General features: G+C 68.3%; 17 protein-coding genes and 1 pseudogene. 11 read left to right on the plus strand and 7 right to left on the minus strand.

Going from position 1 to position 25393, the window contains the following annotated elements:
• The 3 genes and pseudogenes from AB0B96_RS17250 to AB0B96_RS17260 form a co-directional block, all read right to left on the minus strand.
• A pseudogene (locus AB0B96_RS17250) lies at positions 1-339 on the minus strand (IS5/IS1182 family transposase); the annotation flags it as partial.
• A gap of 495 nt (positions 340-834) precedes the next feature.
• Entirely contained in the window at positions 835-1866 is a 1032-nt protein-coding gene (locus AB0B96_RS17255; protein WP_362899676.1) for a sporulation protein, read from the minus strand.
• A gap of 107 nt (positions 1867-1973) precedes the next feature.
• Complete coding sequence (locus AB0B96_RS17260; RefSeq protein ID WP_362899678.1) at positions 1974-2840, minus strand: ion transporter; 867 nt, start codon at positions 2838-2840, stop codon at positions 1974-1976.
• A gap of 234 nt (positions 2841-3074) precedes the next feature.
• On the opposite strand from AB0B96_RS17260, the gene AB0B96_RS17265 reads away from it, so the two are divergent.
• From AB0B96_RS17265 to AB0B96_RS17280, 4 genes are all read left to right on the plus strand, one after another.
• A complete protein-coding gene (locus tag AB0B96_RS17265) occupies positions 3075-3656 on the plus strand; it encodes a hypothetical protein (RefSeq protein WP_362899680.1) in 582 nt (193 codons plus the stop codon).
• 359 nt (positions 3657-4015) lie between these two features.
• Positions 4016-11341 (plus strand): LamG-like jellyroll fold domain-containing protein, encoded by a 7326-nt coding sequence (locus AB0B96_RS17270; protein ID WP_362899682.1) that lies wholly within the window; start codon positions 4016-4018, stop codon positions 11339-11341.
• A gap of 215 nt (positions 11342-11556) precedes the next feature.
• The gene (locus AB0B96_RS17275; RefSeq protein WP_362899684.1) at positions 11557-11808 is read left to right on the plus strand and encodes a type II toxin-antitoxin system Phd/YefM family antitoxin; all 252 of its coding nucleotides are present in this window, start codon (positions 11557-11559) and stop codon (positions 11806-11808) included.
• On the plus strand, positions 11808-12230 hold the full coding sequence (locus tag AB0B96_RS17280) for a type II toxin-antitoxin system VapC family toxin (RefSeq protein ID WP_362899686.1): 423 nt from the start codon (positions 11808-11810) through the stop codon (positions 12228-12230). The genes AB0B96_RS17275 and AB0B96_RS17280 overlap by 1 nt, the downstream gene beginning before the upstream one ends.
• Positions 12231-12248: 18 nt before the next feature.
• Here AB0B96_RS17280 and AB0B96_RS17285 read toward each other — a convergent pair whose 3' ends face one another.
• Both AB0B96_RS17285 and AB0B96_RS17290 read right to left on the minus strand, forming a co-directional pair.
• On the minus strand, positions 12249-12608 hold the full coding sequence (locus AB0B96_RS17285; RefSeq protein WP_362899688.1) for an ATP-binding protein: 360 nt from the start codon (positions 12606-12608) through the stop codon (positions 12249-12251).
• 155 nt (positions 12609-12763) lie between these two features.
• Complete coding sequence (locus AB0B96_RS17290; protein ID WP_362899690.1) at positions 12764-13117, minus strand: hypothetical protein; 354 nt, start codon at positions 13115-13117, stop codon at positions 12764-12766.
• Positions 13118-13340: 223 nt separating this feature from the next.
• On the opposite strand from AB0B96_RS17290, the gene AB0B96_RS17295 reads away from it, so the two are divergent.
• The 3 genes from AB0B96_RS17295 to AB0B96_RS17305 are packed head-to-tail and all read left to right on the plus strand — an operon-like array spanning position 13341 to position 14616.
• On the plus strand, positions 13341-14168 hold the full coding sequence (locus AB0B96_RS17295; protein WP_362899692.1) for a helix-turn-helix transcriptional regulator: 828 nt from the start codon (positions 13341-13343) through the stop codon (positions 14166-14168).
• Positions 14159-14365: a DUF397 domain-containing protein gene (locus AB0B96_RS17300; RefSeq protein WP_362899694.1), complete on the plus strand. Its 207-nt coding sequence runs from the start codon at positions 14159-14161 to the stop codon at positions 14363-14365. The genes AB0B96_RS17295 and AB0B96_RS17300 overlap by 10 nt, the downstream gene beginning before the upstream one ends.
• 44 nt (positions 14366-14409) lie before the next feature.
• On the plus strand, positions 14410-14616 hold the full coding sequence (locus AB0B96_RS17305) for a DUF397 domain-containing protein (RefSeq protein WP_362899696.1): 207 nt from the start codon (positions 14410-14412) through the stop codon (positions 14614-14616).
• Positions 14617-14861: 245 nt separating this feature from the next.
• On the opposite strand, the gene AB0B96_RS17310 is transcribed toward AB0B96_RS17305, so the two are convergent.
• A complete protein-coding gene (locus tag AB0B96_RS17310; protein ID WP_362899698.1) occupies positions 14862-15386 on the minus strand; it encodes a GNAT family N-acetyltransferase in 525 nt (174 codons plus the stop codon).
• A 248-nt stretch (positions 15387-15634) separates the two neighbouring features.
• On the opposite strand from AB0B96_RS17310, the gene AB0B96_RS17315 reads away from it, so the two are divergent.
• Together AB0B96_RS17315 and AB0B96_RS17320 are read left to right on the plus strand one after the other, a co-directional pair.
• On the plus strand, positions 15635-16087 hold the full coding sequence (locus AB0B96_RS17315; protein ID WP_362899700.1) for an NUDIX domain-containing protein: 453 nt from the start codon (positions 15635-15637) through the stop codon (positions 16085-16087).
• A gap of 269 nt (positions 16088-16356) precedes the next feature.
• Positions 16357-19407 (plus strand): DUF6493 family protein, encoded by a 3051-nt coding sequence (locus AB0B96_RS17320; RefSeq protein ID WP_362899702.1) that lies wholly within the window; start codon positions 16357-16359, stop codon positions 19405-19407.
• 469 nt (positions 19408-19876) lie between these two features.
• Here the strand turns inward: AB0B96_RS17320 and AB0B96_RS17325 are convergent, their stop codons facing one another.
• A complete protein-coding gene (locus AB0B96_RS17325; protein ID WP_362899704.1) occupies positions 19877-21604 on the minus strand; it encodes a helix-turn-helix domain-containing protein in 1728 nt (575 codons plus the stop codon).
• Between the two features lie 430 nt (positions 21605-22034).
• Here AB0B96_RS17325 and AB0B96_RS17330 point away from each other — a divergent pair, with 430 nt between their 5' ends.
• Both AB0B96_RS17330 and AB0B96_RS17335 read left to right on the plus strand, forming a co-directional pair.
• Positions 22035-23609: a VCBS repeat domain-containing M23 family metallopeptidase gene (locus AB0B96_RS17330; RefSeq protein WP_362899706.1), complete on the plus strand. Its 1575-nt coding sequence runs from the start codon at positions 22035-22037 to the stop codon at positions 23607-23609.
• Positions 23610-23762: 153 nt separating this feature from the next.
• Positions 23763-25346 carry a VCBS repeat-containing protein gene (locus AB0B96_RS17335; protein WP_362899708.1) on the plus strand — a complete coding sequence of 528 codons (1584 nt, stop codon included), beginning with the start codon at positions 23763-23765 and terminating at the stop codon, positions 25344-25346.
• The last annotated feature ends 47 nt before the right edge of the window (positions 25347-25393 follow it).

A 25393-nucleotide genomic window follows, 5' to 3' on the forward strand; every position in this document is an offset into this window, starting at 1 on the left:
GGTGGCGATGATCGTGCCGTCCAGGATCAGGTGGGTGAGGCCCTCATCGGTAGCACGCTGCAGGGCGTGGTGCAGGTCGGGGGCTTGGTCGGCCAGGACGTTGATGACCTCGTCGAGGTAACGGTAGGCGGTGGCGCGGGAGATGCCGTGGTCGCGGCCGAGGGCGGCTGGGGCGGTGCGGTCGCGAAACCAGCGCAATCCCATCACTGCCTGCTCAAAACAGGTCAGTGCCCGAGAACCCGAGCGGGTGCCCAGTCGGCGGCGTTCGGCCGACAGCAGCAGCGAGAGGTGGCAAACCAGCTCCCGGGGGACGTCGAGCGTGGCACGATAGGTGATCACGTGGGGCTTTCTGGACTGAAGAAGACTTGTGGTGAGACCTCTTCTACCGAAAGCTCCACGCCTATTTCAGGGGCATCGCGATCCATCCCGGTTCATGTCAGCGGGCGCCGCTTTGAAGGCATCGAATCACAACCGCCCTTATTGATCTTGGTGAGATCACCTCACTGAACGATCCGGACCGGCCTGCCGTTGAAGGCCGGTCCACGGTGCTCAGGACGCCTGAACATCTGAGCGCTTGGGCACTCGACCCGAGCCCTTGAGTACCTGAGCCCTTGAGCGCCCGAGTGCTTGGGCATCTGGGCGCCGAGAGGCACCGAGAGGAACTGCGGCGGGTCCGTCCTCGCCCGACCCGCTCACAGCCACGATCGTCGGCGCTTGAGCCGAGGGGAGCCGCGCCGGGCCCGTCCCGCTGCGCTGGCGAGACGGGCCGTCGGTGGTGCGGCCTCTCCGGTGGGACCTCGGTGAGATCAATGGGTCGATCTCACCGAGGTCCCACTACTCGTCCTCGCCCTCGTCGTCCTCGAAGATCTCGTCGACGATCTCGGCCGCGACGAAGCCGCCGACCACACCGGCCGCCCCGGCCGCGGCGACGCCACCCCAGCCAGGCCCGCTGCCGTGGCCACCGTGATGGCCGCCATGGTGACCGCCGTAGTGGCCGCCGCCCTGGTGGGCGTACGGGTCGTGGTGACCACTGTAGGGTCCGCCGCCGTGACCGCCGTAGGGGTCGTGGCCGCCGGAGTGGAAGCCGCCGTGCCCGTTCTGGGCGAGAGCGGCGAGCCAGCCGTTGATCTCGGCGGCCCAGTCACGGTGCGGGGCCTCGTCGTGGCTGGTCTGCCAGCGACCGAAGCCATCCCCACCGGAGCTGTAGCCGCCGGAGCGCTTGTCGGCCTCCAGGATGACGTCCAGCCCCACGGGACTGGCGACGAAGGTGAGCTCGACCTCGTTGATCTGCCCGGCGTAGGCGGGCGGCGGGTAGAACTCGATCTCCTGGTAGAACGGCAGCTGCTGGCTGACGCCGTAGAGGTGACCGTGCTCGATGTCGGCGCTCTTGAAGTGGAAGCCGAGCCGCACGAACGCGTCCAGCACGGCCTGCTGGGAGACGAGCGGTGCGATCTCGACCGGGTCCATGTCGCCCTTGTCGACGGCCGCGGCGATCGCGAGCTCGGTGCGCACCCCCATGACCATGCCGTGCAGGCGCTGGCCCATCACCTCGGTGACGGGAGCCTCCCACGGCACCGGCAGCTGGAACGGCACCACCCTGTCCTCGCCGCTGCGCAGCCGGAACGGCCCGCTGACCTGCGTACGGAAGAACTCCACCAGGCCCGTCTGCTCACCCTCGCCGTGCTCAGACTCCATCCTGGTGACCAGGCCGAGGGCGATGTACTCGATGTCGGCGTCGAAGTCGCCGCCCTTGACACGCACCTCGCCGCTCAGCAGCTCGCCGGGCCGCACCCTCGGCGCGGCCAGCACGGTGTCAACCGAGGGAGCTCCGACCCCGAAGGCCCCCAGCATCCGTTTGAAGATCACGGTTTCCTCTCTCTCACGTCTCGTGCGACGGTCGAGATGGAAACGATCACTCCGTGGCCGAGGTTCCCGACGCGCCATGCCGAATCGGCAGGTAAGAAAAACGTGTCTCACCTGGCGCGGAGGTCACAGGTGCACGATTCCTGCCGAGGTGTGGCCGTCATGTCCGTTGTGTCCACCGCGTTCGTCGCGTTCGCCGTGCCGGGGGTCCGCATCGCCTCGACCGTGGCGTTCAGCCGGGAGAGTTCCTGCAGCACGGTGTTGAGCTTGTCCTCGGTCCGCTGCTCCTCGGCGGAGGTGTTGTAGTCGTCCATCGCGTTGACCACCACGGCGACGAAGAGGTTGAGCACCACGAAGGTCGTCATCAGGATGTAGATGACGAAGAAGGTCCAGGCCCAGGGGATTTCGTCCATCACCTGATCGGCGATGTCGGGCCAGGCCTCGCCCGTCATGATCTGGAACAGGCTGAACAGCGAGGTGGGCAGTTCGTCGAAGTAGTCGGGGGCCACCTCGCCGAACAGCTGGGTGGCGAGGACGGCGAAGACGTACATCACCAGGGCGAGCAGTCCGACGATGGAGGCCATGCCGGGGGTGGCGGCGAGCAGGGCGCTGACGACCTTGCGCATGCTGGGAACGGCCGCGACCAGCCGCAGCGCGCGCAGGATGCGCAACGCCCGCAGGACCGAGGCCGGGCCGGAGGCGGGCACCAGCGCGATGGCCACAATGATGGTGTCGAACCAGTTCCAGGGATCCTTGAAGAAGGCACCACGGTAGGCGTACAGGCGGGCGGCGAGTTCGACGACGAAGATCGCGACCACGATCCGGTCGGCGACGTGCAGCAGGCCCCCGATCCGCTCGATGAGGAAGGGGGAGGTCTCGGCGCCGATCGTGATGGCGTTGAAGACGATGACGGCGATGACGAAACGTTCGACGAGGGGGTTTTCGAGGGAGGAACGCACCCGTTCTCGGTCTGGCAAGTGGTCAGCTCCTGCTGGGGGCGAGACTGCGACAACGATGATCGTAAACACGTGCGAGCAGGGATCGGCGAGACGATCGAGGTATGACCTCCCTCACAACCGGATAATCGGGGCTGTCGGCCGCGTCGCCGCGCTCTCTCCCGGCTCCAGCGGAACGGCCCGTTCCCGCCGTGAGATTCCCATCGCAAGAGATATGCAAATCCCCCGCAAGTCCGGATCAATAGCATCGCCGCCATGATGAAGAGAACGATCACGCTGGCCGCCGTCGCCGGAGCCGCCCTGCTGGCGGCCCAGCTCCCCGCGTCCGCGAACTCCTCCACCGCGCTGCTCCGGCTGCGCGGCGGTTTGACGCTGGAGATCCCGAACTCCTGGCGGGTGTACGGGACCGCGGACCAGGTCCGGGTGGTGACCGGTGCCTGCGCGCGGCCCAAGGGCGGCTACTTCCAGCCCAGGTGCGACAGCTTCTGGGTGATGGGGCCGAAGGCACTCAAGACCGGGGGAGAGGGCTTCCGGCGCTACGACCCCACGCAGGGCCCGTTCTACCCGGCCTCCGACGTGGCGCCCTGCGCGACCAACCCCAAGTACGGCCAGGTCATCGGCAAGGCGATCGCGGTCGGCTACCGCAACATCGGGGTGGCGCACAAGGCGCACTACCGGGTCTGGCCGGGCCGGTGCGTGACCTACAGCGGCGGCGAGCAGAAGTCGACGTTCAAACAGCGCGAGTGGTACCTGCCCCAGTCGAAGATCCTCGTCATCGACCAGTGGGCCACCCCCGGCCTCGCCACCATCCTGAAGAACGCCACCTGGGACAACTGACCACTTGCTCGAACCGCTCCCCTCCGGTTCCAGGGAGCCGCCCCTCTGGAACCGGACGGCTGCGTGGATGAGCTGGCCCAGGCTGCCGATCATTCCTTTTGAACTGCGGTCCCTCGGAGGGGATTGTGGCCCGGCAGGGGTTGGATTCCCGGAAGTCGCCACCGGAGTGTACTTCCGAGAACCGGTCGTTCTCAGAAGCCGCCCGAACGGGATCGCCGCCATTTCACCGCCGCGAGGCGCGATACCCGTCGGGGGCGGAGATAAAGCGATGAAGATGGCCGGATGTGGTCGCTGTGCCCGCATTGATCCGAAATGCGATCGGGGTCACTGTGAGTGGACTTCAGCTCACGGAGGTGGCTATGGCGGCTCAGGATGCCCTTCTCAAGGTGTACGGCGATCGGACGTACGCGCATGTGGCGATGGTCCGGCACCAGGGTGTCACGGTGGCGTTCGCGATGGACTCGGCGCGACGGATCGTCTACAACGTCCTGGACCTGGGCAAACAGGATGCCACCAAGGGCGTGCTGGACTCCGCGTACTGGGCCGACAACCCCGTCGAACTGCCGTTCCCGACAGAGATCACCGAGGTCGGCTACAGCATCGCGGGCGCGACGGCGATGCCGACGGTCAAGCGGGGCGGCCGGATAGAGGCCAAGGCGAGCGAGCAGCTCGACCCCGACGAGACCGACAGGTTCCTCTCCACGACCGCGCGGCTCTCGGCGGCGGCCCCGTTCCAGGTGATCTCGGACGGCACCTACGTGGTGGTGCTGCGGCAGTCGATCCCCGACGGCCACGCCGACGCGGTCCACAAGCTGACCGGTGGCGGCTGCTCCGGCGACCCTGCCGCGGCCGGCTACCTGCTCGGCGGCGGCAAGAAGGTGCCGCTCGTCCGTGACACGCTCTTGTGCGACCGTTTCCTGCTGGTGGAGGGGAAGCTCAAGCCGGTGCTGGAGGTGCGCTTCCGGCGCAGCCGCCACGCCTCCCGCCCTGACTCGGCCAAGGACACGCTGGGCACCGAGGACATGGAGAGCCGGCCGTTCTACGAGCCGACCAGGGAGCTCTCCTTCATCCGCAACCTGAGCGGCGGGCGCTTCACGGCGGTGCTGGTGCCGACCGCGATCAGCGGCAGGTGGCGCTGGCAGATCTTCGCGTACAACAGCGTCACCGACCGCGTCGACGGCTTCAACATCGAGCAGGATGCCGACGGCGGCTTCAACACCCAGGGCACCCGCCACTACACCAGCCCCGACCCCAGGTACCGTGACTCCGTCTTCGAGCGCACCCCTGGCAAGTGCCCCTTCACCAACCTGGACCTGGTGCCGGTGGCGGGCGTCGCGGGGCACGCGGAGACCGCGCTGCTGCTGGACGGCACGGCCGGCCACGTGGATCTGGGCACTCCTGGAACGCTCCAGTTCGGCCCCGGAGCGTACACGATCGAGGCGTGGATCAAGCCGGCGGCCCTCGGCGGGACCGTCCTGGCCAAGGGCACGGCCTGCCAGTTCGGGGTGAACGCGAACGGCACGGTCTTCCTCGCCCACAACGGCGGGGCCTGGTCGGTGACTTCGATGGAGCCGATCTCGCTGAACGAGTACACCCACGTGGCCGGGGTCTACGACGGGAGCAAGGCGACCGTCTTCATCAACGGCAGGGCGAGCCAGAGCGCGAGCCTGCAGTACCAGGCGGGCCAGGCCGCGGCCGCACCGGTCCTGATCGGCGCGGTGAACGACACAGGGCAGCCGGCCAAGTTCTTCAACGGCGAGATCGACGAGGTACGGCTCTGGGACCGCGCCCGCACGACCGAGGAGCTGAAGCGGGAACTGGGCCACCGCCTGATCGGCAACGAGTCGGGGCTGCTCTCGTACTACCGCTTCGACGAGGGGTCGGGCACGACCGTCTTCGACCAGAGCGACCGCGCCGTCAACGGCACGCTCCGCGGCGGGGTGCGGTGGGTCGGCTCGCAGGCCCCGGTGGGCGATCACCCCGGCGTGCGCCGTGACAGCTTCTCCGTCAAGGACCGGAGCGTGGTCTCCGGGCTCTCCTCCGTCATCTACCACCAGCAGCAGTCCACCGCCGTCGGATACAGCACGACCGCCAAACCGGCCAAGCGCCAGGCGCGGGTGCTGCTCGCCTTCGCCACCAAGACCGCCGCCGACTCCGGCGGCCAGGTGGCGGCCGTGGACTTCGGCGTGGGCCGGGACGGGCGGCTGACCCAGGCGCCCGACCTGCTGGACCTGCCGCTGCTGGACCGCCCGAAGCAGAGCCAGGACCTGGACGCGGTCAGCGCGCTGGAGCAGCGGATCAAGTCCCTGGAGACCGAGGTGCGGGACCTGCCCTTGGAGATCGACCGGATCTCCAAGGCCGCCGGGAACCTGCCCGCGCTCCAGGCCGACCATGACAGGCAGGCCGCGATCGCCGCCCGCTGGCAGCAGAACCTCGATGGCGACAAGGGCAATTACCTGGCCTGGCTATGGCGGCTGGAGCTGAAAGGGTCTCCCGACCGGCCGGTCATCGCGGTCATGAACGACAGCCCCGATTCGGGGGCGGAGCTGGTGCGAACCTCCGACCGCAACTCGCCCACCGGCCTGTGGAAGTTCGACAGGGTGCCCACGTCGACCAACGACGCCTTCACCTACCGGGCCATCAACGTCTTGTCGGGCAAATTCATCAACGTGGTCGGCCTCTCCCCATTGGACATGGCGAGGCTCAACCAGCAAGGAGACGGCGCGAGGTTCCGCTTGGAGCAGATCGGCGAGTACCACCGGCTCATCAACAGCCACAGCGGGTGCGCCGTCTCCTCGTCGGGCTCCGGCAACACGGTGGTCCAGTCGCGAACGGCCACGACAGATGATTCCGGGCTTGTCAAGATGGTGCCTGTCAAGCATGCGAGCGGCTGGGACACCTACCTGAAGGACGCGCAGACCGCGGTCGTCAACCTCCGCATCGCCATCGACGAGGCGCGCATGGCGCAGAGCAGGCTCGACGGGCTGCGCCGCACCCTGGCCGCCAAGACCACCGATCTGGACACGGCGCGCAACCAGCTCGCCCAGATGACCGGCGCGGCCCAGGGGTCGACCGACCTGACGGTGGTCATGCCGCTGTTGGCGCTGGACCGCACCGGGCTGAGCTGCGCCGGCGGCGTGCTGGGCTTCGCCCGATGCGCCGACGCGCCCACCCTGATGGAGAGCGCCACCGGCAACGTGGTGCTCTACTTCCGGGGCGTCAACGACCAGTTCTTCGCCGCCTACCTCGACACCTTCGTGATCCCGTCGACGCAGGAACTGCCCGTCGACAGCGACGCGGTCCTCTTCACGGCCCGCGACGCGGGCATCGACCTGGGCGCGCTCACGATCACGGTGAGCGACGGTGACTCTCCCAGCCGGTGCGACCTGACCATCACCGGGGGCCAAGAGGGCGAGACCTGGCGCTCGCTGCCGCGCGACACCGCGCGGCTGACCGCGGTGCTGGCCGGAGCCCCGGGCGAGCCCGTCAGGCTCGGCACGGTGGCCAAGGTGAACGGCACGCAGGTGGAGCTGGCCGAGCCCCTGACGACCGCCGTGCCGAAGGCCTCCCACATCATGATCGGCTCTGACGGTTACAGCGCCGGCGCTGACCACGCGGTGGGGGCCAAGAGCCTCACCCTGACCGCCGCCAACCAGACGATCACCGCCGGCGCCCTGGTCACCCTGGCCGGCTACGACTACCAGCGGGCCGTCTGCGCCCGTCCCGGAGTGCCGCTGACGGAGGGTTCGCGCCTGGTCATCCTCACCGCGGGCACCGTCGCCTCCATCGCGAACGGAACCGCCAGACGCCTGGTCAGCGGGCACGGCTCCCGCTGGCGTGGCGAGATGCCGGGCCGCGCCTACTCCTTCGACGGCCGCCAGCAGCACCTGCGCCTGCCCGCCGCCCAACTGGAGCGCGTGACGGTGACCGGCGACCTGACCATGGAGAGCTGGGTGAACGTCGGGCCGGTGAACGGCAAGGCCAGGATCCTGCAGGCCAACAGCGGCCAGTCGCAGCACACGATGGCGCTCGCGGAGGCTCCGCTGAACACCGCGAAGGTCTTCAACGGCGCCGAGACCCACGAGCTGAGCAAGAACATCGATCTGGCCAACCGGGACTTCACGATTGAGATGTGGGTCAAGCGCGACGCCTCGCGCGGCACGACCGATGGACTGCTGACCCACGGCGATCTGACCGGGCAGACGGACCGGTCGCTGCATCTGGAGTTCACCGGTACCAACCAGTTCGGCTTCTGCTTCTTCTTCGACGACTACCGCACCACGCAGACCTTCCCGGAAACGGACTGGCATCACTGGGCGGTGGTGTACGTCCACGCCACCCGCCAGCAGATCGTCTACCGCGACGGCACCGAGGTCGGCCGGCGCACAGCCAATGGCCCCTACACCGGGAAAGGGCCGCTGCTGCTGGGCTGCAAGGTCTTCTCCGGGGAATACTTCAGCGGCCGGATCGACGAGGTCCGCGTCTTCGGCCGTGCCCGCACCCCCGAGGAGATCAGCGGTGAGCGCAACCAGCGGCTCTCCGGCCGGGAGCCGGGGCTGCTGGGGTACTGGACCTTCCCTGGCAGCCTCTCGCTGCCCTCACCTATCAAGGGGTACCAGCTGGTAGCCGGGGTCGGCGGCCGCTTCGTCCGCAGCCAGGAGGCCTTCCCCTGCAACGAGTGGACGCACCTGGCCGCCGCCTTCCAGCAGTCCTGGGCCGTCAAGCTGGACGGCGGCGCCTACCTGGAGGTGGCCAAGGACGAGGCGCTGAACGTGACCGAGGACCTCACCCTCGAGGTCTTCCTGCAGGCCGATCGGCTCGGCGGCACCATGGGGCTGGTCTCCAAGGGCGAGCTGGGCTTCTCCGGCGGGGTGCCGTACCAGCTCAGTGTGCGGGGCGACGGCAGGCTGGAGTTCGCCTTCGAGGAGCCCGGCGGCCAGGTCGTCCGCTACACCTCCACCATCGGCATCGCCCCGAAGGCCTTCCAGCGGGTGGCCGTCGTACGGAAGGGCCGCAAGGTGGAGGTCTCCACCTCCGCCCAGACCCCGCCGGACACCAACCCCGGCAAGGACATCCGCTTCTACATCAACGGTCAGCCGGCCGGCGCCGAGCACTACACCGGCCCCGGTGCCCAGAGCAACAGCAGCAACCTGGTCATGGGCAAGGTGGGGTCCACCTCGACCTTCGCCGGGGTGCTGGCCGAGGTGCGCATCTGGAACGTGGCCCGCGAGGCGGCCCAGCTCGGCCTGCCGGTCGTGGGGCGAGACAGGGGGCTGCTGGCCCGCTGGCCCTTCGAGGAGAACAGCGGCAACGTCACCCTCGCCGCCGACGGTTCCTACCCGGCGCGCCTGCGCGCCACCCAGTGGGTGCGCGACCCCGATCCGACCGCCAGCCCGTTCCGCCTCTACCGCAACGGCGTACCGATCCTCGCCGACCCCATCCCCGACCCGGGCCCGGCCGACTACGGCGACCAGCAACTCACGCTGGGCGCCCGGCTGCTCTCCGGCGCGGTGGGCGAGCCGTTCAGCGGCATGCTGGAGGAGGTCAGGCTCTGGCGTACGGCACGAAGCGGAGAGCAGATCCTCGACAACCTCTTCACGCGCCTCAAGGGCGAGAAGCAGGAGCTCGTCGGCTACTGGCCCTTCGACCGCGACTCCACCTCCCCCACCGCCACGGAGGTGCACGACGAGGGCCTGCGGGGCAACCACCTCGAATTCCCCGCCTCGGCGCGCCCGCGCCCGATGCTCTCCAGCGCCCCCATCGCCACCGACACCGCCCAGGTGCGCTCCGCGCTGGCCGCCATCCGCACCCCCTTCCACGACGTGATCGGCGCCACCCCGGCCGTCGGCGAGTACGCCGACATGCAGCAGACGGTCAAAGGCGAGCCGTTCGGCGTGCTCAAACGCTGCTACAGCTACCTGCGCCAGGGCCGCTGGCACCTGGTGACCGGCTACAAGGTCGGCAACCTCGTCTCGGAGTGGGTGGGCCAGGCCCAGTTCGACCCGCAGCTCATCGGCTACATCGAGAGTGCCCCGCCGGTGCCGTCGGAGAACCTGACCGGCGCCGACTCCTTCGCCGGTGCCTCCTCCGTGGAGTTCACCGAGGCCGACCAGGTCACCTACAGCATGTCCTCCGACCGCAACAGCAGCGTCGACACCTCCTTCGGCGTCTCGCTCGGCCAGGACTCGGACCAGAACCTGATGACGATCGCCGCGCCGCTCGGCGTCGGGACGGCCACACCGATCCTGGAGGTGGACTACAAGATCTCGGCCACGAAGAACCTGGAGTTCTCCAACGCCTGGTCGAGCGAGACCAAGCTCTCCCAGGGCCAGAACAGCACGCGGGCCGCCAAGCTCCGGCTCACCGGCAATCTGGAGGACCCCACCCGGCTGCTCAACTCCGTCATCGGCCGCCGCTACGTGCCCGCCAACACGGGCTTCGCGCTGGTGCAGTCGGAGACGGCCGACATCTTCGCGCTCCGCCTGGCCCACACCGGCGCGCTGGTCGCCTACCGGATGTCGCCCAACCCCGACATCCCCAAGGACTGGAACATCATCACCTTCCCGGTCAACCCCCGCTACACCAAGCAGGGCACCCTGGACGGCGCGGTCGGTTTCGACGACCGCGGCAAGGTCCTCGATCCCGACTATCCCGCCGCCGCCGACTACGGCCAGCACAGCTTCTTCAAACCCCAGGAGGCGTACGCGCTCAAACGCCGCATCATCCGCGACCAGCAGCGGCTGCGCGCCTACTACGAGGCCGTCTCCGTCCAGACCCATGTCCCCGATCCGACGCAGGCGCAGGCCCAGAAGATCCTGCGCGGCATGGGCGTGACCGCCGATCCCCCCTCGGGCGGCGACCGCAACACCAACAGTTCCACCCCTGACAAGTTCTCTCACCGCGACCTGATCAACACCTACGTCTGGACGGCCCAGGGCGGCTTCTTCGCCGAGACCACCCAGGCCACCGACGCCGTCACGCAGACCCACAGCGGCTCCTACACCTTCAAGACGAACGAATCGCTCACCGTCGACCTCACCGTCAAGGTCCTCGGCGTCGGACTGGCCGGCAACATCGACGCCTCCATCGGCGGCAGCACCTCGGTGACCCGCTCCCGGGCCAAGGACGTCAGCCGCACCTTCGGCCTCACCGTCGACTGCGCGCCCTCCGGGGACCTACAGCGGTACGACAACGGCAAACCCGTCTTCACCGCGCAGGGCAAGCCCGTCCTCGTGCCGGGGAAGGTGGACGCCTACCGCTTCCTCACCTTCTACCTGGGTGAGAGCAGCGCCAACTTCGAGGACTTCTTCCACAAGGTCGTCGATCCGATCTGGCTGGCCAACAGCGGCGCCCCCGACGCCGCCGCGCTGCGCCAGGCCCGCCAGACCGCCACCAAGCCGCCCTGCTGGCGGGTGATGCACCGGGTCACCTTCGTCAGCCGGGTGCTTCCGCCCGTCCCGCCGCCGGGCGCTCCGCCGGTGGAACGGGCGATGCGGGCCGAGAACATCGCCAGCAACTACGAACTGATCCAGCGTCTGGCCCCCTACACCCGCACCGCCACGGCGAGCAAGGCGATACTCGCCACCGCCACCCGGGCCGCGCTCGCCAAGCACCTGCCCGAACTGCTGCCCCACGCCGCCGAGGTCATCGACTACCTGGTCGACTACTACGGCCTCCACGACTGACCTACGCCTTTCGGCGACAGATCGCAGAAGCCGCCTTCCCCGAGTAACGGCGGCGCCCTTCCGAGGGTCTCCTCGCCGGATGGCCCCGGTGCATCGATGCGCCGGGGCCACCCGGCAAGGAGGAGGCCGACCAGCAGGGTCCCTGGGCCGATGCTCACCACATCGTCTTCTACTGGGGCTACTCTGAATCTAGACAGACTAGACAGGGAGACGCCGTGAGCGGGTGGCAGGTCCAGGAGGCGAAACAACGCTTCAGTGAGGTCGTTCGGCGTGCGGTGAGTGAGGGTCCTCAGGTGGTCACCCGGCACGGCGAGGAGGTGGCCGTCGTCATCGACATCGCCGAATACCGCCGCCTCAAAGGCGACGCTCCGGACTTCGGGCGGTTCCTGCTCGCCGACCCCGACTGGGATGACGACGTGGAGTTCCCGCGGAATCGGGACCTTCCCCGGGAAGTCGATCTCGACTGATGGGCATCGGTTACCTGCTCGACACGAACGTGGTCTTCGAAGCGCGCAAGCGGAACGGCAGCCCTCAGGTCAAGAACTGGATCGCTGCGGCGCATGGACCCACCCTCTACATCAGCAGCCTGACGGTCGGGGAGATCCGCTGCGGAGTCGAGCTCCGCAGACGCCGGGACCCCGGCCAGGCGACGGTGCTGGAACGCTGGCTACACGGCCTTCAGCGGCAGTTCGGTGATCGCATCGTCCCCGTCACCCTGGAGGCCGCCGAGGAGTGGGGACGCCTGAACGCCATCCGCCCACTTCCCACGACGGACGGCCTGATCGCCGCGACGGCCCGGGTGAACGGATGGACCCTGGTCAGCCGGAACATCAAGGACTTCGCCGGCACGGGAGTGTCCGTCGTCAACCCGTTCGACGTGCTGATCTGAGTTCCGCTGCCCTGGGCACTACCCCGTGACCTGGAACCACACCGACCTGCCCGCGCCGTCGTGGTGGGATCCCCACTCGGTGGCGAGCAGGTCGACGAGCCACAGCCCCCGCCCGCCGTCGTCGTCGGCCTCCGGTACGCGTACGGCGGGCGCGCTCGTGGCGGAGCCGTCGTCGGTGACCTCCACGTGGACCAGCGTGGTCGTGCGGGCCAGGTAGACGGTGAGGCGGCCGGCCGTGGTGCGCCCGGAGTCGGAGTGGGCCACCGCGTTCGTGGCCAGCTCGCTCAGCAGGAGCAGCACGTCGTCGAGCACCGGGGCCGCGACGCGTCCGGCGAGCAGGTCCCGTGCCCAGGCCCGCACCTCCGGCACGGATGCCACCCGGCCGGGAAAGACCTGCCGCCACGCACTGTACGGCCCACCCGCCCACGGCATCGCGTCGTGACGTCCGGTTTCCCGGCATGACATCGTTGAAGTCCCCTCACCGCGATGCCCGGAACGGTCGCTCTCTTCCCCCGACGCCTCCGGCTCGGACCTCATGCGGTCACCGCCGACATGATCATGTCGGCCGCGTTGTCGGCCTCCGCCCAGCCCCATTCACCGCGCTGCCACAGCCGAGCCCACCAAGGCCGCCAGACGAACGCCCAGCCGCAGTGGCGCCGGACGACGGTGACCCTGACCAGTGCCGTGCCCGTCCGGATCTCCAGAATCGGCTGCCCGGCCACCGGAAGAACCAGAGAGGTGCACACCCCGAGGCCGTGCAGATCCCAGCTGAGCCGGGTCAGATGAATGAATCGCGCACGCCGCTCGACCGCCGTGACGCTCCTGTCCTCCGGATGCGTACGGCGAACACGACCGAGCCGCGAAAGGTCGCCGTTCTGATCATTCATCACTCGTTCTCGCCCCTGATTTAAAAGTATGAGGATGCTTTCTTTTTCGTCCTGTCGGATCGAGAGGACGTGTGATTAGATTGCCCGCGTGGCAGGTGGATTCATGGCGGGATTGACACCCCGGTGGATGCTCTGGAATGTCGGGCGAGGGTTTCCACATACCAGTGCCTGGAATCGCCGCTATAACCAAAAATCCGTTTTTCTCTATTTCAGGAGGAATGCGATGAGCGACGAGATCCCCCCGGACCCTGGCTCCCCTCGTGCGCGCTTCGGCGCCGAGATGCGCCGCCTGCGCGAGGCTGCCCAGCTCTCCCAGGCCGCCGTGGGCAGACGCCTCGGCTGCACCCAGACTCAAGTGAGCCGCCTGGAGAGCGCCGCCCGCACCCCGTCCAAGTCCGACGCCGAGCGCCTGGACGTCCTCTTCGGCTCAGATGGCAGCACCTACTTCACGGACCTGCGCGAACACATCGTCGCCCGCCACGGCGGCCCTGTCTGGTTCATGAGCTGGGCACAGGAGGTCGAGCCGTTCGCCCTCGTCCTGCGCTCGTGGGATCCGCTGCTCATCCCCGGTCTTCTGCAGACCGAGGCGTACGCCCGAGCGATCTTCAAGAATGCCCCTCGGATCACCCCGGAGGAGTTGGAGGAGCGGGTCAAGGCACGCATGTGGCGTAAGAAAATCCTCGAAGGGGACAATCCGCCACTTTTCCTCGTGCTCATCGATGAAAGTGTGCTGCGCCGTAATGTCGGCGGTCCAGAGGTAATGCGGGAACAGCTCACCTACTTGCTGGAGGTCGCCCAGCAGCCCTCTGTCTCCGTCCAACTCGTCGATCGGCTCTGCCTCTCCGGAATGGTGGGCCCTTTCATGATCGCGAAACTTCCGGACAATCAGCCGGACGCGGCTCATGCAGGCTCTGCAATGGAAGGACAGGTTTCGGCCGACCCTAGCGTCGTAACCTCGATATGGAATCGCTATGAAGCGATACGTGGATGGGCTTATCCTGACCACATGTCCCTCAAAATGATCGAGGAAGCGAGGCAGGAATGGACCTGAGTGTCGCGGTATGGCGGAAGTCGTCGTTCTCCGCAGACGATGGTGGCCAGTGCGTCGAAGTCGCCTCGAACCTTCCTGGTGTGGTCGCAGTCCGCGATAGTAAGGACCCCGACGGCGCCAAGCTGCTCTTCGCTCCCGGTGAGTGGCGGTCCTTCGTCGGCGGTATCAAGTCGGGGAAGTTCGACCGTCTGGTCTGATCTCTTCGGGAACTCAGGTGCTGGCCTACACGAATCGAGGAGAAATGGACCTGAGTGCCGCCGTATGGCGGAAGTCGTCCAGTTCTGGATCGAATGGTGGCCAATGCATTGAGGTCGCCGCCAACCTGCCCGGTGCGGTCGCGGTCCGCGACAGCAAGGACCCGTACGGCCCCCACCTGCTCTTCACCTCCACCGGGTGGCGGTCCTTCGTACACGGCATCAAGGCGGGAGACTTCGACCGTCTGATCTGAGCCGGGATTGAACTGTTCTTGGCTATCCCTTAATGGCGAGGAGTCGCCATCGCAACCCCCGATCGGTCACCGGTCGGGGGTTCTGTGCGTCCAGTAACGGTCTCGGGACGAGGCGGGAGAAGAAGTCCGAGTAATCATGTGAGGCGTCGGGGCCGGCCCACACCGACGTGGTGGTGAGCACGCCGAACACGATACTTCGCGCGGTGAGCGGCGTTAACCTCGCCAGATGGCCGATCTCCAGCGCCTCATCGGCGAATCCGGTACAGCACATGCCGGCGTAGCGGCCCGTCGGGCACGTTCGGGTGGTCGAAGTCGGCGTCGAGGTCACGGGTCATGCCGATCCGGCGCATCACCGCGTGGGATCGCAGGTTGGTGGTGGTCGCCATCGCGACGATCTCCGGCAGTTCGAGGGTCTCGAAACCGAAGGTCAGGCAGGCCAGGGCGGCCTCGGTGGCGTAGCCGTGGCCCCATGCCGAGCGTGCCAGCCGCCAGCCGATCTCCACGCCGGTGAACGGCATGCCCTCGACCGGATTCAGGCCGGTGAAGCCGATGAACTCACCGGTCGCCACGACCTCCACCGCCCACCACCCGTAGCCCCGCCTGCCGATTTCTTCCTGGATGCGGGTGAGGAAGGCGGCACTCTGCTCATGTGTCAGCAGGTCCGGGAAGTGTTCCCTGACCTCGGGGTCGGCGTTCATCGCGGCCCAGGGGGCCAGGTCGGAGTCTCGCCACTGGCGGAGCAGGAGACGGTCGGTGCGCGGTTCGAGCATGCGGCCACGCTAACGTGATCAAACTTGGGGAGTCGATCGGTTTCGCCGAGCGGCGATCCCGGTCCGTGGCGGGGGGACTGCCGGCCCACGACGGAGACCTCCCGGTCAGGTGCCGGATGTTCAGCGGGGCGAACCCGATCGAACCGTCGTCGGTCTCGTACGAGACGGGGCCAACCGACGGCGCCGCATCGTCTTTTCCCGATAGCGTCCAGCCCTCAGACAGGCGCCGACCCGCAGATGGGACTACCGTGAAGAAGCTGATCGTCCGGCTCTGGAGGCTCGTCAACGGCTCACTTCAGTGGCGCATCCTCTGGCTCCGGCACGCCAAGTTCACGGTCGGGGTGACCGGGATCGTCCGTGACGCGGAGGGCAACGTGCTCCTGCTGAAGCATCGTTTCTGGCCAGTGGGCAGGCAGTGGGGGCTGCCCACCGGGTGCGCGAACAGGTCGGAGACCTTCGAGGACACGGTCCGCCGCGAGGTGCGCGAGGAGACCGGCCTGGAGGTCGACGTCGGAGAGCTCGTCCACCTGAAGAGCGGCTACAAGCTCCGCCTGGAGGTGGCGTACGAGGCCGAGCTTGTCGGGGGAACGCTCGAAATCGACGACTTCGAGATCCTGGAGGCGAGATGGTTCGCGCCGGACGAGCTGCCGGAGGAGATGCAGGAGTCGCACCGCCTTCTCATCCACCGCGGGCGTCTCTAGCCTCCGTGCCGTGGACGACGCCGACCACGATGGAATCCGGAGGGTCGTGCTCTCGGTCGACTCGCGTCGGGACGGGTGACCGGGGCACTCCCTCCGCCCAGGGCGTATCCGCCTCCGGGGGGAGACGGTGTCCGCCCAGCGGTTGATTTTCTGCTCGCCAGGGCTCCAGCGGCCCGTTACTGTCCGGGCCGCTGCCTAGTGTCCCTCATGGCGAAGGCGCCGCACGTTTGCGTCCGGGCGATCCGGACCGGTTCTCGGGAGATGCCGTCATGACCGTGTGGGAAGAAGTCCGCGACCTCATCGGCACCGGTGATGCCTTCAAGGTCGCGGCCAGGGTCGCCGACCTCGACGACGCCGGGCGGAGGGAGGTGGCCCGGGAACTGCCGGGTCACATCCAGGAGGCCCGCAGGGAGGTGGAACGGCGGCTGAGTGAGCGCGGGGAGGAGTACGACCGGATCCGCCTGGCCCGGGGGGAGGCGTACAAGCGGTTCGCCCGCGAACGCGGGGTGCCCGAGCATGAGATCCACCGGCGGTGGGCGGAGACCCTCGGCTGGGGCGGCGACATGGAGGGCACCTGGGAGGGGCCCAAGAACAATCGGGAGTACTACAGAGCGTTTCCGCCCTCGTTCGATGGCGATGCCTGGATCGACCCGATGCGGGTCGCGGGGGCGGGCACGCTCCCCGGTGCGGCGGCCGTGGTCGCCTGGCTCAACCGGCGCGACTTCGAACGCCGCCATCGCTCCGCCGACCTCGTCGAACCGGTGCTCCAGGCGGTCGCCACCCGCCCTGCCGAGTGGCAGGCCGATCTCGCCGTACGGCTTGCGCTTCGGGTGCGTGTCCGGCGCGGAGGCTGGGAGGGCGATCCCCGCGACCGGAACCTGCCGCTTACCCTGGCACTGCTGGGCCGCACCGGCGCCACGCCGCCCGAGCACGACCCGCTCGTGCTCGCCTGGGTCGGCACACCGCCGACCGCGGAGCGGCTGCGCGAGGACCCGCTGCTCGACGTACTGCTGCCCAGGCTCTTCCAGGCGCAGGGGGTGGGCCGCGCGCTGCGCGAGGAGCGGGTCGACCCGCTCGCGGCCGAGTCGTGGTTGGGCGCGCTGCGCACCCTGGCCGACGAGGGAAGGGTGAGCCGGGAGGCGTTGCTGAAGGGCTGCGTGGGCCGGTTCCTGCGCGGGGGCGGCGCGACCGACCTGCGGTTCTTCGCCCGCCTGCACGAGCTGCTCGAACCGTCTCCCGCCGAGGTGGCCTCCCGCGCCGGTGACTACCTGCGGCTGTTGCCGACGGCGCCTGGGCCGGTGGCCGAACTGTCGTTCAGGCACCTGCGTCACCTGGACTCCCTCTCCGGGGACAACGCGGCCGGCCTCGACCCCGACGACGTGAGCGAGGCTCTGTCCGGCCTGCTGTTCCGCGCGGAGAGCGGGCTGGCCAAGGCCGGGTTGGCCTGGCTGGACCGGCTCCTCCAGCGGGAGCCGGAACGGGCCGACGAACTGTCGCCGGCTCTGGCGTTGGCGCTCGGCCACGAGGCGCCCGCCGTCCAGGAGCGGGCCGTGCGCCTGCTGGTCGGGCACGCGGCGGCCTTCGGCCCGCTCGGTGCCGAGACCGTACGGGACGCCTCCGGGCAGCTTCCGGCCGGCCTGTCCAACAGGTTGGTCGCGGTCTTCGGCGGAGATCTCCAGGAGGAACCCGAGCCCGAGCCGGAGCCGGAGGAGCCCTTCGTCCCCGCCGAGATCCCCGAACCGCCGCCCGCCACGGTGTTCCCGGTGCCGCGGACGCCCCGGCAGGTGGCCGCCCTGTTCGGGAAGAAGGACTGGGCCGAGGCAGAGGGCTTCCTCGGAGGGTTCGTCCGCCTCGCCGCCGGAGATCCCACTGGGCTCCGGGACGCGCTGGCGGCACGTTCCGAGAGGCCGCCGACGCAAGGCGACTGGACGAGTCCCCAGTGCTGGGGCGCCGCGATCGTGGCGGAGTTCGTCGATCCCGGCGCGGAGCTCCCGGAGACCGGGTCCGGGGTCGGCCTCCCCATCGACCTGCGTCCGGAGTCGCCGTCGGAGTCACCGTGGACGAGGCTTCCCGGCCGGGATGAGGTCTGCGCGCCGGAGTGGCTCGTGCTGCGCCGCCACGCGGAGATCCTCGTCGCTCTCAAGGAGGGCGTCCTGCCGCCGCTACTGCTGGCCACGCCCACCCTCTCCACCGGCCACCTCGACCCGGTGGAGCTGGTCGCCAGGATCGAGGAACTGGAGCGGGCGGGTGTGGAGCCGCTTCCGGCCGATCTGGCGCAGGCGCTGCTTCGGTTGCCCAGGGGTGCCGATCCCGTCGCGGTGACGCGGGCCGCCGCGCTGACCTCGGCGGCCGGGCGCGAGGCCGCCCGCTGGCTGGCGGGGAACGGGCTGCCCGATCCGGTGGTGACCGTCCGCCGGTTCTGCTCTCCCGGCGCGAAGCCGGACTGGAGGCTCGCGGAGGATCCGGCCGGGCACTGGCTCGACGAGCGCGAGCCGCAGGGGGCTCTCGAAGCATGGCAGACCCTGGCGGTGGCCTCCATCACGCCGAGCGACAGCATGGTGATCGACAGCACGGTGACCGACAGTGCGCCGAGTGACATCACTCCGAGCGACTGCGCGGACGAGGAGGCGGGAACGTCGGCCGGTGAGCGGGCGGTCCGTGCCTCGGCGTCGCTGATCGCCGGCCTCCTGGTCTCGCCGCCCCGGTTCCTGGAAGAGGGACGCGGCCATCACGGCAGGTTGATCGGCTGGTGGCCGGGGGTCATGCCGTCCCACCGCGAGGTGATCGCCGCGCACATGGTCCCGCTCCGGTTCCACAGCGACTGGACCGGTGGCCTCGTCGACGGGCCGAGGCTCACCGACCTCGCGTGCGCGCGGGGACCGGTCGGGCAGGCGACCGCCCTGCTGCTGGTGGAACGGCTCGCCCTGAGCATGTCGGTGTATCGGCGCCGGGCCGTGCAGTACCTCCTGGCCACCGGGGACCTGCCCGCCACCCGGATGGGCACGGAGTTCGGGGAGCGGATACGCCGGTCCTGGCTCTCGATTTCCAGGCTCTGGACGATCATGGATGACGCGGTCTGCGTGGGCACCCACCGCGAGGCGTGGGCCATGATCGCCGCCGCCCTGCCCGGCCTGCTGGCCGTCTCGGGCGGGCGGCCCCCCAAGGAGCTGGTCGGTTTCCTGGCCTTCGCCCGGCAGGTGGCCCGGCGGGCGAAGGCGACCGGCGAGATCCCCGAGGTCACGGCGGTCGCCGGGCGCAAGGGTTCCACCCAGGTCATCCGCGAGTGCCGCGCCCTGCGCGACCTGCTCTCCGCGCAGTGACGGCCGGACGGCGTCGTTCTCGATCAGCGGCTGACCCCGTCGGACGGGCGGAGCAGATCGATACATCAGTTTCGTAGGTGGGTTTCACAGTTACAGCCCACGGATGCGGCCACCCTTTCCGCGTTCGGGTTGGCCATGCCGGATCTGCGGCGCGCAGCAGAGGACGGGCTCATTTACGGCGTCGTCGTTGATGTGTCTCCGCATGCCCTACGCCAACGGTTAAAGCAGGAGGAGGTCCAGTCGTTCTGGGTGACCGATGTTTGGAAATGCTCTGACAGAGAAGCATGCCCCGGCGCGATGCGCTGAGTCCGAGATGCGCTGGTCTGCGGCCTCCGGATGGGAACCATGGTGAAGAAGCCGACCGTTCCGTCTCTGTAGGCTGCCGACTTCCCCTCCAGGTCTAAAACCAGGGGAGGGGAAGCCAACACCCCGATCAGGAGGGGGCGCCCCCTGCGAATGGGAGTGATGGTCACCCGCTACGGAGTCCTGGCAGATCCCGTCGGTACCGTAAGTAGTGGCCGAGCCCGCACAGCATCGTCGCCTCACCCGAACGATCGTTGGCCCGTCGGTAGGCGGCCCGCGCCATGCTCAGGGCCCGCTGCCAGTCGTCGTGGTATCCGCGCAGCTCGTAGAAATCGGCGCTGGAACCGGCGAGGCAGCGCGTCGTCGCGGCCAGGCCCGCCTGTGCGCAGGCCGACATCAGCGCGGCCAACGCCTCCCGTTCGGCTTCGAACCACTCAACGGGCTGGTCGGCGGCGACGGTCGCCGCCCGCTGGTCGACGATGGTCGCCGGGTGGTCCTTGTCGTCGAGGTGGAAGCGCGGGGAGTCCAGCTGTTCTTGAGCCTTCCTGGCCAGGGCGAGCCAGCCGGTGGCGGCACGGTCGAGTGCGGCCGTCCATTCGGCCTGGTCGATCTCGGACTCCCGCCGCTCTCGCGCGTACAACCGGGTGATGTCATGAAACCGATATCGCAGCTGGCCCGCCTGGTCGGGGCCGAGCGCCTCCAGCAGCCGCGCGTCGAGCAGCTCTTCGAGGACGGCGGCTCCCACGGCCGGATCGACGCCCAGCAGGGCGGCCACCGACCACCCGGGAAACGACGGCACCCCCAGCTCGCCGAGCAGCGCGAACACCCGGGCGGCGGTGGGGGTGAGCCCCTGATGGGCGAGGTGCAGTCCCGGACGTACGGCCAGGTCTCCGTGGCGCAGCTCGTCGAGTCGTTTGCGTTCGTCGGCGAGCCGCTCGTTGAGGGTCTCGACCATCCAGTAGGGGCGTGCGGCCAGTCGCGCCCCGGAGATCCGGACGGCGAGCGGCAGTCCGCCGCACGCCGAGACCAGGTCGAGCGCGGCCTCTGGCTCGGCCCGTACCCGATCCTCGCCCGCCACCCGGCACAGCAGCTCGACGGCCGTCGGCCCGGGCATCGGTCGCAGGTCGATGGAGGAGACACCGGGAAGGCCGGTCAGCGGCAACCGGCTGGTCACCACCACCGCGACGTCCTTGGTCGGCAGCAGTTGCTCCATCTGGCGGTATCCACCCACGTCGTCGACGACGAGGAGCACCTGTTGCACCGCCAGCCTGTCCCGAAACAGCGCGGCGTGCGCGTCCACACCGGTGGGCAGGGCCGATCCGTGCACGCCGAGTGTCCGCAGCCATTGGGCGAGCACCTCGACGGGGTCGACGGGGTCGGCGGTGGCGCCGCGCAGTGCCGCGTACAGATGCCCGCCGGGGAACCACGACGAGAACCGGTGACCGGCGTGTACGGCGAGGGCGGTCTTACCGATGCCCGGTGGTCCGGAGAGCACCGCCAGCCTTGGGTTGCGGTTGCCGGGGTCGAGGATCTCGGCCAGCTGGGCGAGTTCCTCGTCGCGGCCGACGAAGTCGGGAAGGTCTGCGGGGAGTTGCCTCCACATCAGGTTGGCGGCGGGGGTGCTCTCTGTCGGAGGGCTGCGGTCCGGTCGGCCGGTCCGGCTGGCCCAGAACAGCGAGTGGCCGATGGCGACGAACTCCTCCCGTTCCTGGCCGGCCAGATCCAGCGCCGTTACCAGCTGCTCCAGTGAACGGGGCCGCGGACTTCGGCCGCGCCCCCGTTCCAGTTCGGCGACCGAGCGGGAACTGATGCCCGCACGTTCGGCAAGTGCTTCCTGAGTGAGGCCCCCACGGAGCCGATGGCGTCGAAGCAGCACGCCAAACACGTCCTCCACGTCTGATGCCTCCCGTGATCAGATGTGAATGCCCATGCGATATGTAGTGGTCAGTTTTCGGACGCGTCCCCCACGTCTGACGCCTCCCCCTGACCGGATGTGATTCCACACCATATGTCGCGATCAACGTCCGGTTCAATGTCCGGCTGAACGTCATGGCGCGTTGATCGGACGCCGGGTTTCATGAAGGCAACGTTCACACAGAGCAACCAACGCTTTCCGAACCCGCTGTCCCACACATGGTGACTCGGCACTTCTGCCTGGTCACCGCGACTCGCGCGACGCTACGACCTGCGGCATCAGATCACCGTGACGCTTCGTGGACGTCGTCCCCCTCCGGCCGATCGCCGGAATCCCACGCACAGACGAATGCCGAGCCTCTCTTCGACGAGAGATCGGCCGGTGCGGTCGATCCCCAGCTAGGAGCCTCATGTCCATATCCGCTTTCTTACGAGCAGGCATTTCCGCCGTGCTCGTCGCGGCCTTCGGCGTGCTCGCCACAGCGAGCCCTGCCGCCGCGGCGGCTGCCCCGAATCTGCAGTTGCCCTTCCCCTGTGACCAGAAGTGGCGGCTGGACACCTGGGCGCACGCCCCCGCGCTCGACATGGTCAAGGAACCCGACCAGCACGGCACCGACGGCGCCACACTGATCGCCCCCGCCGCCGGGACGGTGAACCAGTCCTTCTACCACAGCAACGCCGGCAACGTGATCCAGATCAATCACGGCGGCGGCTACTACACCACCTACCTGCACCTGGAGTCCCGCGCCGTCTCGGTCGGGGCGAGGGTGAACATGGGCACGACGATCGGCAAGGTCGGCAAGACCGGCCCGACCTCCAACGGGCATCCGCACCTGCACTTCGAGCTCGGATACGACTCCAACGGCAACGGGGAGGCATCCTGGGGATTCGCGGGCTCCGAACGGGTCAGGCCGACCTTCAACGGCGTCACCTACGGCGGAGCGAACAACCAGACCTCGCGTAACGTCACCAGCCGCAACTGCTCCACCTCTCCCACTCCCTCGCGCGAGGCTCCGGCGATGATGCGCGATGACGGGGACGGGTCGATGACGATCTGGCGGTGGTCGTCGAACGGGTCCGTGTTCGAGCGCGGTAGCGACTATGAGTCCGGTGGGTGGACGATGTCGCAGGTGGGTGAGCGGGTCGCCGCTGGTGATGTGGATGGTGACGGTGCCGATGATGTGGTGGCGGCGTATCAGAATTCCGATGGCACGTTCAGTTTCCACGTGTGGAAGAAGGGCGTGAGTTACGCCGGTAAGTGGTACACGTCGGGGCCGTTCGAGTTGGGTCCGGTTGACGGTCGTTTGGTGGTGGGTGATTTCACCGGTGACGGTAAGGCCGAGCCGGCGATGATGCGTGATGACGGTGATGGGTCGATGACGATCTGGCGCTGGTCGTCCAATGGGTCGTCGTTCGCGCGTGCGGCGGATTACGAGTCCGGTGGGTGGACGATGTCGCAGGTGGGTGAGCGGGTCGCCGCCGGTGATGTGGACGGTGACGGTTCCGAGGACATCGTGGCCGCGTATCAGAACTCCGACGGCACATTCAGCTATCACGTGTGGAAGAAGGGGCTGAGCTACGCCGGTAAGTGGTACACCTCCGGTCCGTTCCAGTTGGGTCCGGTTGACGGTCGTTTGGTGGTGGGTGATTTCACCGGTGACGGTAAGGCGGAGCCGGCGATGATGCGTGACGATGGCGATGGGTCGATGACGATCTGGCGGTGGTCCTCCAGCGGATCCGCGTTCGAGCGCGGCAGCGATTACGAGTCCGGCGGGTGGACGATGTCGCAGGTCGGTGACCGGGTGGCCGCCGGTGATGTGGATGGTGACGGTTCCGAGGACATCGTGGCCGCGTATCAGAACTCCGACGGCACGTTCAGTTTCCACGCCTGGAAGAAGGGGCTGAGTTACGCCGGTAAGTGGTACACCTCCGGCCCGTTCCAGCTGGGTCCGGTCGCGGGCCGTCTCGTTCTCGGCGATTGGTAGCTCTTTCGGTATGTCCCCGGTTCGGGGACACGGGGCGGCCTTCCGGGCCGTCCCGCTCCCGGAACCGAATGAGTTCGACAACCCCCTCGCTGTCGCAAGCAGAGAAAGAGAAGAGCCTTGCGAAGATCAGTGTCGTTAATTCTCCGTCGCGGCATGACCGTCATCGTCAGCGCAGCCCTCCTGGCGGCCGCACCATCCGTGGCCTCGGCCGCCCGGATTCCGAGCCCGGCACCGACGATTCCTCCGTCCGAGGCGTCGGCAGCGGTGGCGTACGAGACCGTGCCCTGCGATCCGAACGGTACGACCAGCGGCGATGCCGCTCTGGCCACTCGGCTGAACAGCCAGTTGAAGTCCGACATGCGCGGCTACATGTCCGCGTACCGCACCTCCTGCGCCCGAATGGTGGTCAACGCGGTCAAAGCCCGAGGGCTGTCCTCTCGAGCAGCGGTGATCGCCATCGCCACGGTGATCGTGGAGACCCACCTGCAGAACATCAGCGTCGAGGTCGACCACGACAGTCTGGGCCTGTTCCAGCAGCGGGCATCGTGGGGCAGTCGGGCGCAGCGGTTGAACCCGACCTGGGCCACCAACGCCTTCCTCGACAAGATGCTCCGGGTGTATCCGAACAACTCCTGGGCGACGGCCCCGATCGGTGAGGTCTGCCAGGCGGTGCAGGTATCGGCGTACCCGGACAAGTATCAGCTTCAGGCCGGGGACGCCCAGATCATCGTCAATGCGCTGTGGGCGCCGACCACTCGATCCGCTCCGGCGATGATGCGCGATGACGGGGACGGGTCGATGACGATCTGGCGCTGGTCGTCCAATGGGTCGTCGTTCGCGCGTGCGGCGGATTACGAGTCCGGTGGGTGGACGATGTCGCAGGTGGGTGAGCGGGTCGCCGCTGGTGATGTGGATGGTGACGGTGCCGATGATGTGGTGGCGGCGTATCAGAATTCCGATGGCACGTTCAGTTTCCACGTGTGGAAGAAGGGCGTGAGTTACGCCGGTAAGTGGTACACGTCGGGGCCGTTCGAGTTGGGTCCGGTTGATGGTCGTTTGGTGGTGGGTGATTTCACCGGTGACGGTAAGGCGGAGCCGGCGATGATGCGTGACGATGGTGATGGGTCGATGACGATCTGGCGGTGGTCGTCGAACGGGTCGTCGTTCGCGCGTGCGGCGGATTACGAGTCCGGTGGGTGGACGATGTCGCAGGTGGGTGAGCGGGTCGCAGCTGGTGATGTGGACGGTGACGGTGCCGATGATGTGGTGGCGGCGTATCAGAATTCCGATGGCACGTTCAGTTTCCACGTGTGGAAGAAGGGCGTGAGTTACGCCGGTAAGTGGTACACCTCCGGTCCGTTCGAGTTGGGTCCGGTTGATGGTCGTTTGGTGGTGGGTGATTTCACCGGTGACGGTAAGGCGGAGCCGGCGATGATGCGTGACGATGGCGATGGGTCGATGACGATCTGGCGGTGGTCGTCGAACGGGTCGTCGTTCGCGCGTGCGGCGGATTACGAGTCCGGTGGGTGGACGATGTCGCAGGTCGGTGACCGGGTCGCAGCTGGTGATGTGGACGGTGACGGTTCCGAGGACATCGTGGCGGCGTACCAGAATTCCGACGGCACGTTCAGTTTCCACGCCTGGAAGAAGGGGCTGAGTTACGCCGGTAAGTGGTACACCTCCGGCCCGTTCCAGCTGGGTCCGGTCGCGGGCCGCCTCGTCCTCGGCGCCTGGTAGTCGATCACCTGTGACGCGACGGTGGGCGGTCGCGGGGTGCCGCCCAC

It is taken from the genome of Streptosporangium sp. NPDC049046, assembly GCF_040649155.1.
GTDB lineage: Bacteria > Actinomycetota > Actinomycetes > Streptosporangiales > Streptosporangiaceae > Streptosporangium.

Excerpts from the sequence above, each read along its gene's own strand:
- AB0B96_RS17265 (WP_362899680.1), top strand. The coding sequence starts at position 3,075 with ATGATGAAGAGAACGATCACGCTGGCCGCCGTCGCCGGAGCCGCCCTG.
- AB0B96_RS17270 (WP_362899682.1), top strand. The coding sequence starts at position 4,016 with ATGGCGGCTCAGGATGCCCTTCTCAAGGTGTACGGCGATCGGACGTAC.
- AB0B96_RS17280 (WP_362899686.1), top strand. The coding sequence starts at position 11,808 with ATGGGCATCGGTTACCTGCTCGACACGAACGTGGTCTTCGAAGCGCGC.
- AB0B96_RS17290 (WP_362899690.1), bottom strand. The coding sequence starts at position 13,117 with ATGAATGATCAGAACGGCGACCTTTCGCGGCTCGGTCGTGTTCGCCGT.
- AB0B96_RS17295 (WP_362899692.1), top strand. The coding sequence starts at position 13,341 with ATGAGCGACGAGATCCCCCCGGACCCTGGCTCCCCTCGTGCGCGCTTC.
- AB0B96_RS17300 (WP_362899694.1), top strand. The coding sequence starts at position 14,159 with ATGGACCTGAGTGTCGCGGTATGGCGGAAGTCGTCGTTCTCCGCAGAC.
- AB0B96_RS17305 (WP_362899696.1), top strand. The coding sequence starts at position 14,410 with ATGGACCTGAGTGCCGCCGTATGGCGGAAGTCGTCCAGTTCTGGATCG.
- AB0B96_RS17310 (WP_362899698.1), bottom strand. The coding sequence starts at position 15,386 with ATGCTCGAACCGCGCACCGACCGTCTCCTGCTCCGCCAGTGGCGAGAC.
- AB0B96_RS17320 (WP_362899702.1), top strand. The coding sequence starts at position 16,357 with ATGACCGTGTGGGAAGAAGTCCGCGACCTCATCGGCACCGGTGATGCC.
- AB0B96_RS17330 (WP_362899706.1), top strand. The coding sequence starts at position 22,035 with ATGTCCATATCCGCTTTCTTACGAGCAGGCATTTCCGCCGTGCTCGTC.
- AB0B96_RS17335 (WP_362899708.1), top strand. The coding sequence starts at position 23,763 with ATGACCGTCATCGTCAGCGCAGCCCTCCTGGCGGCCGCACCATCCGTG.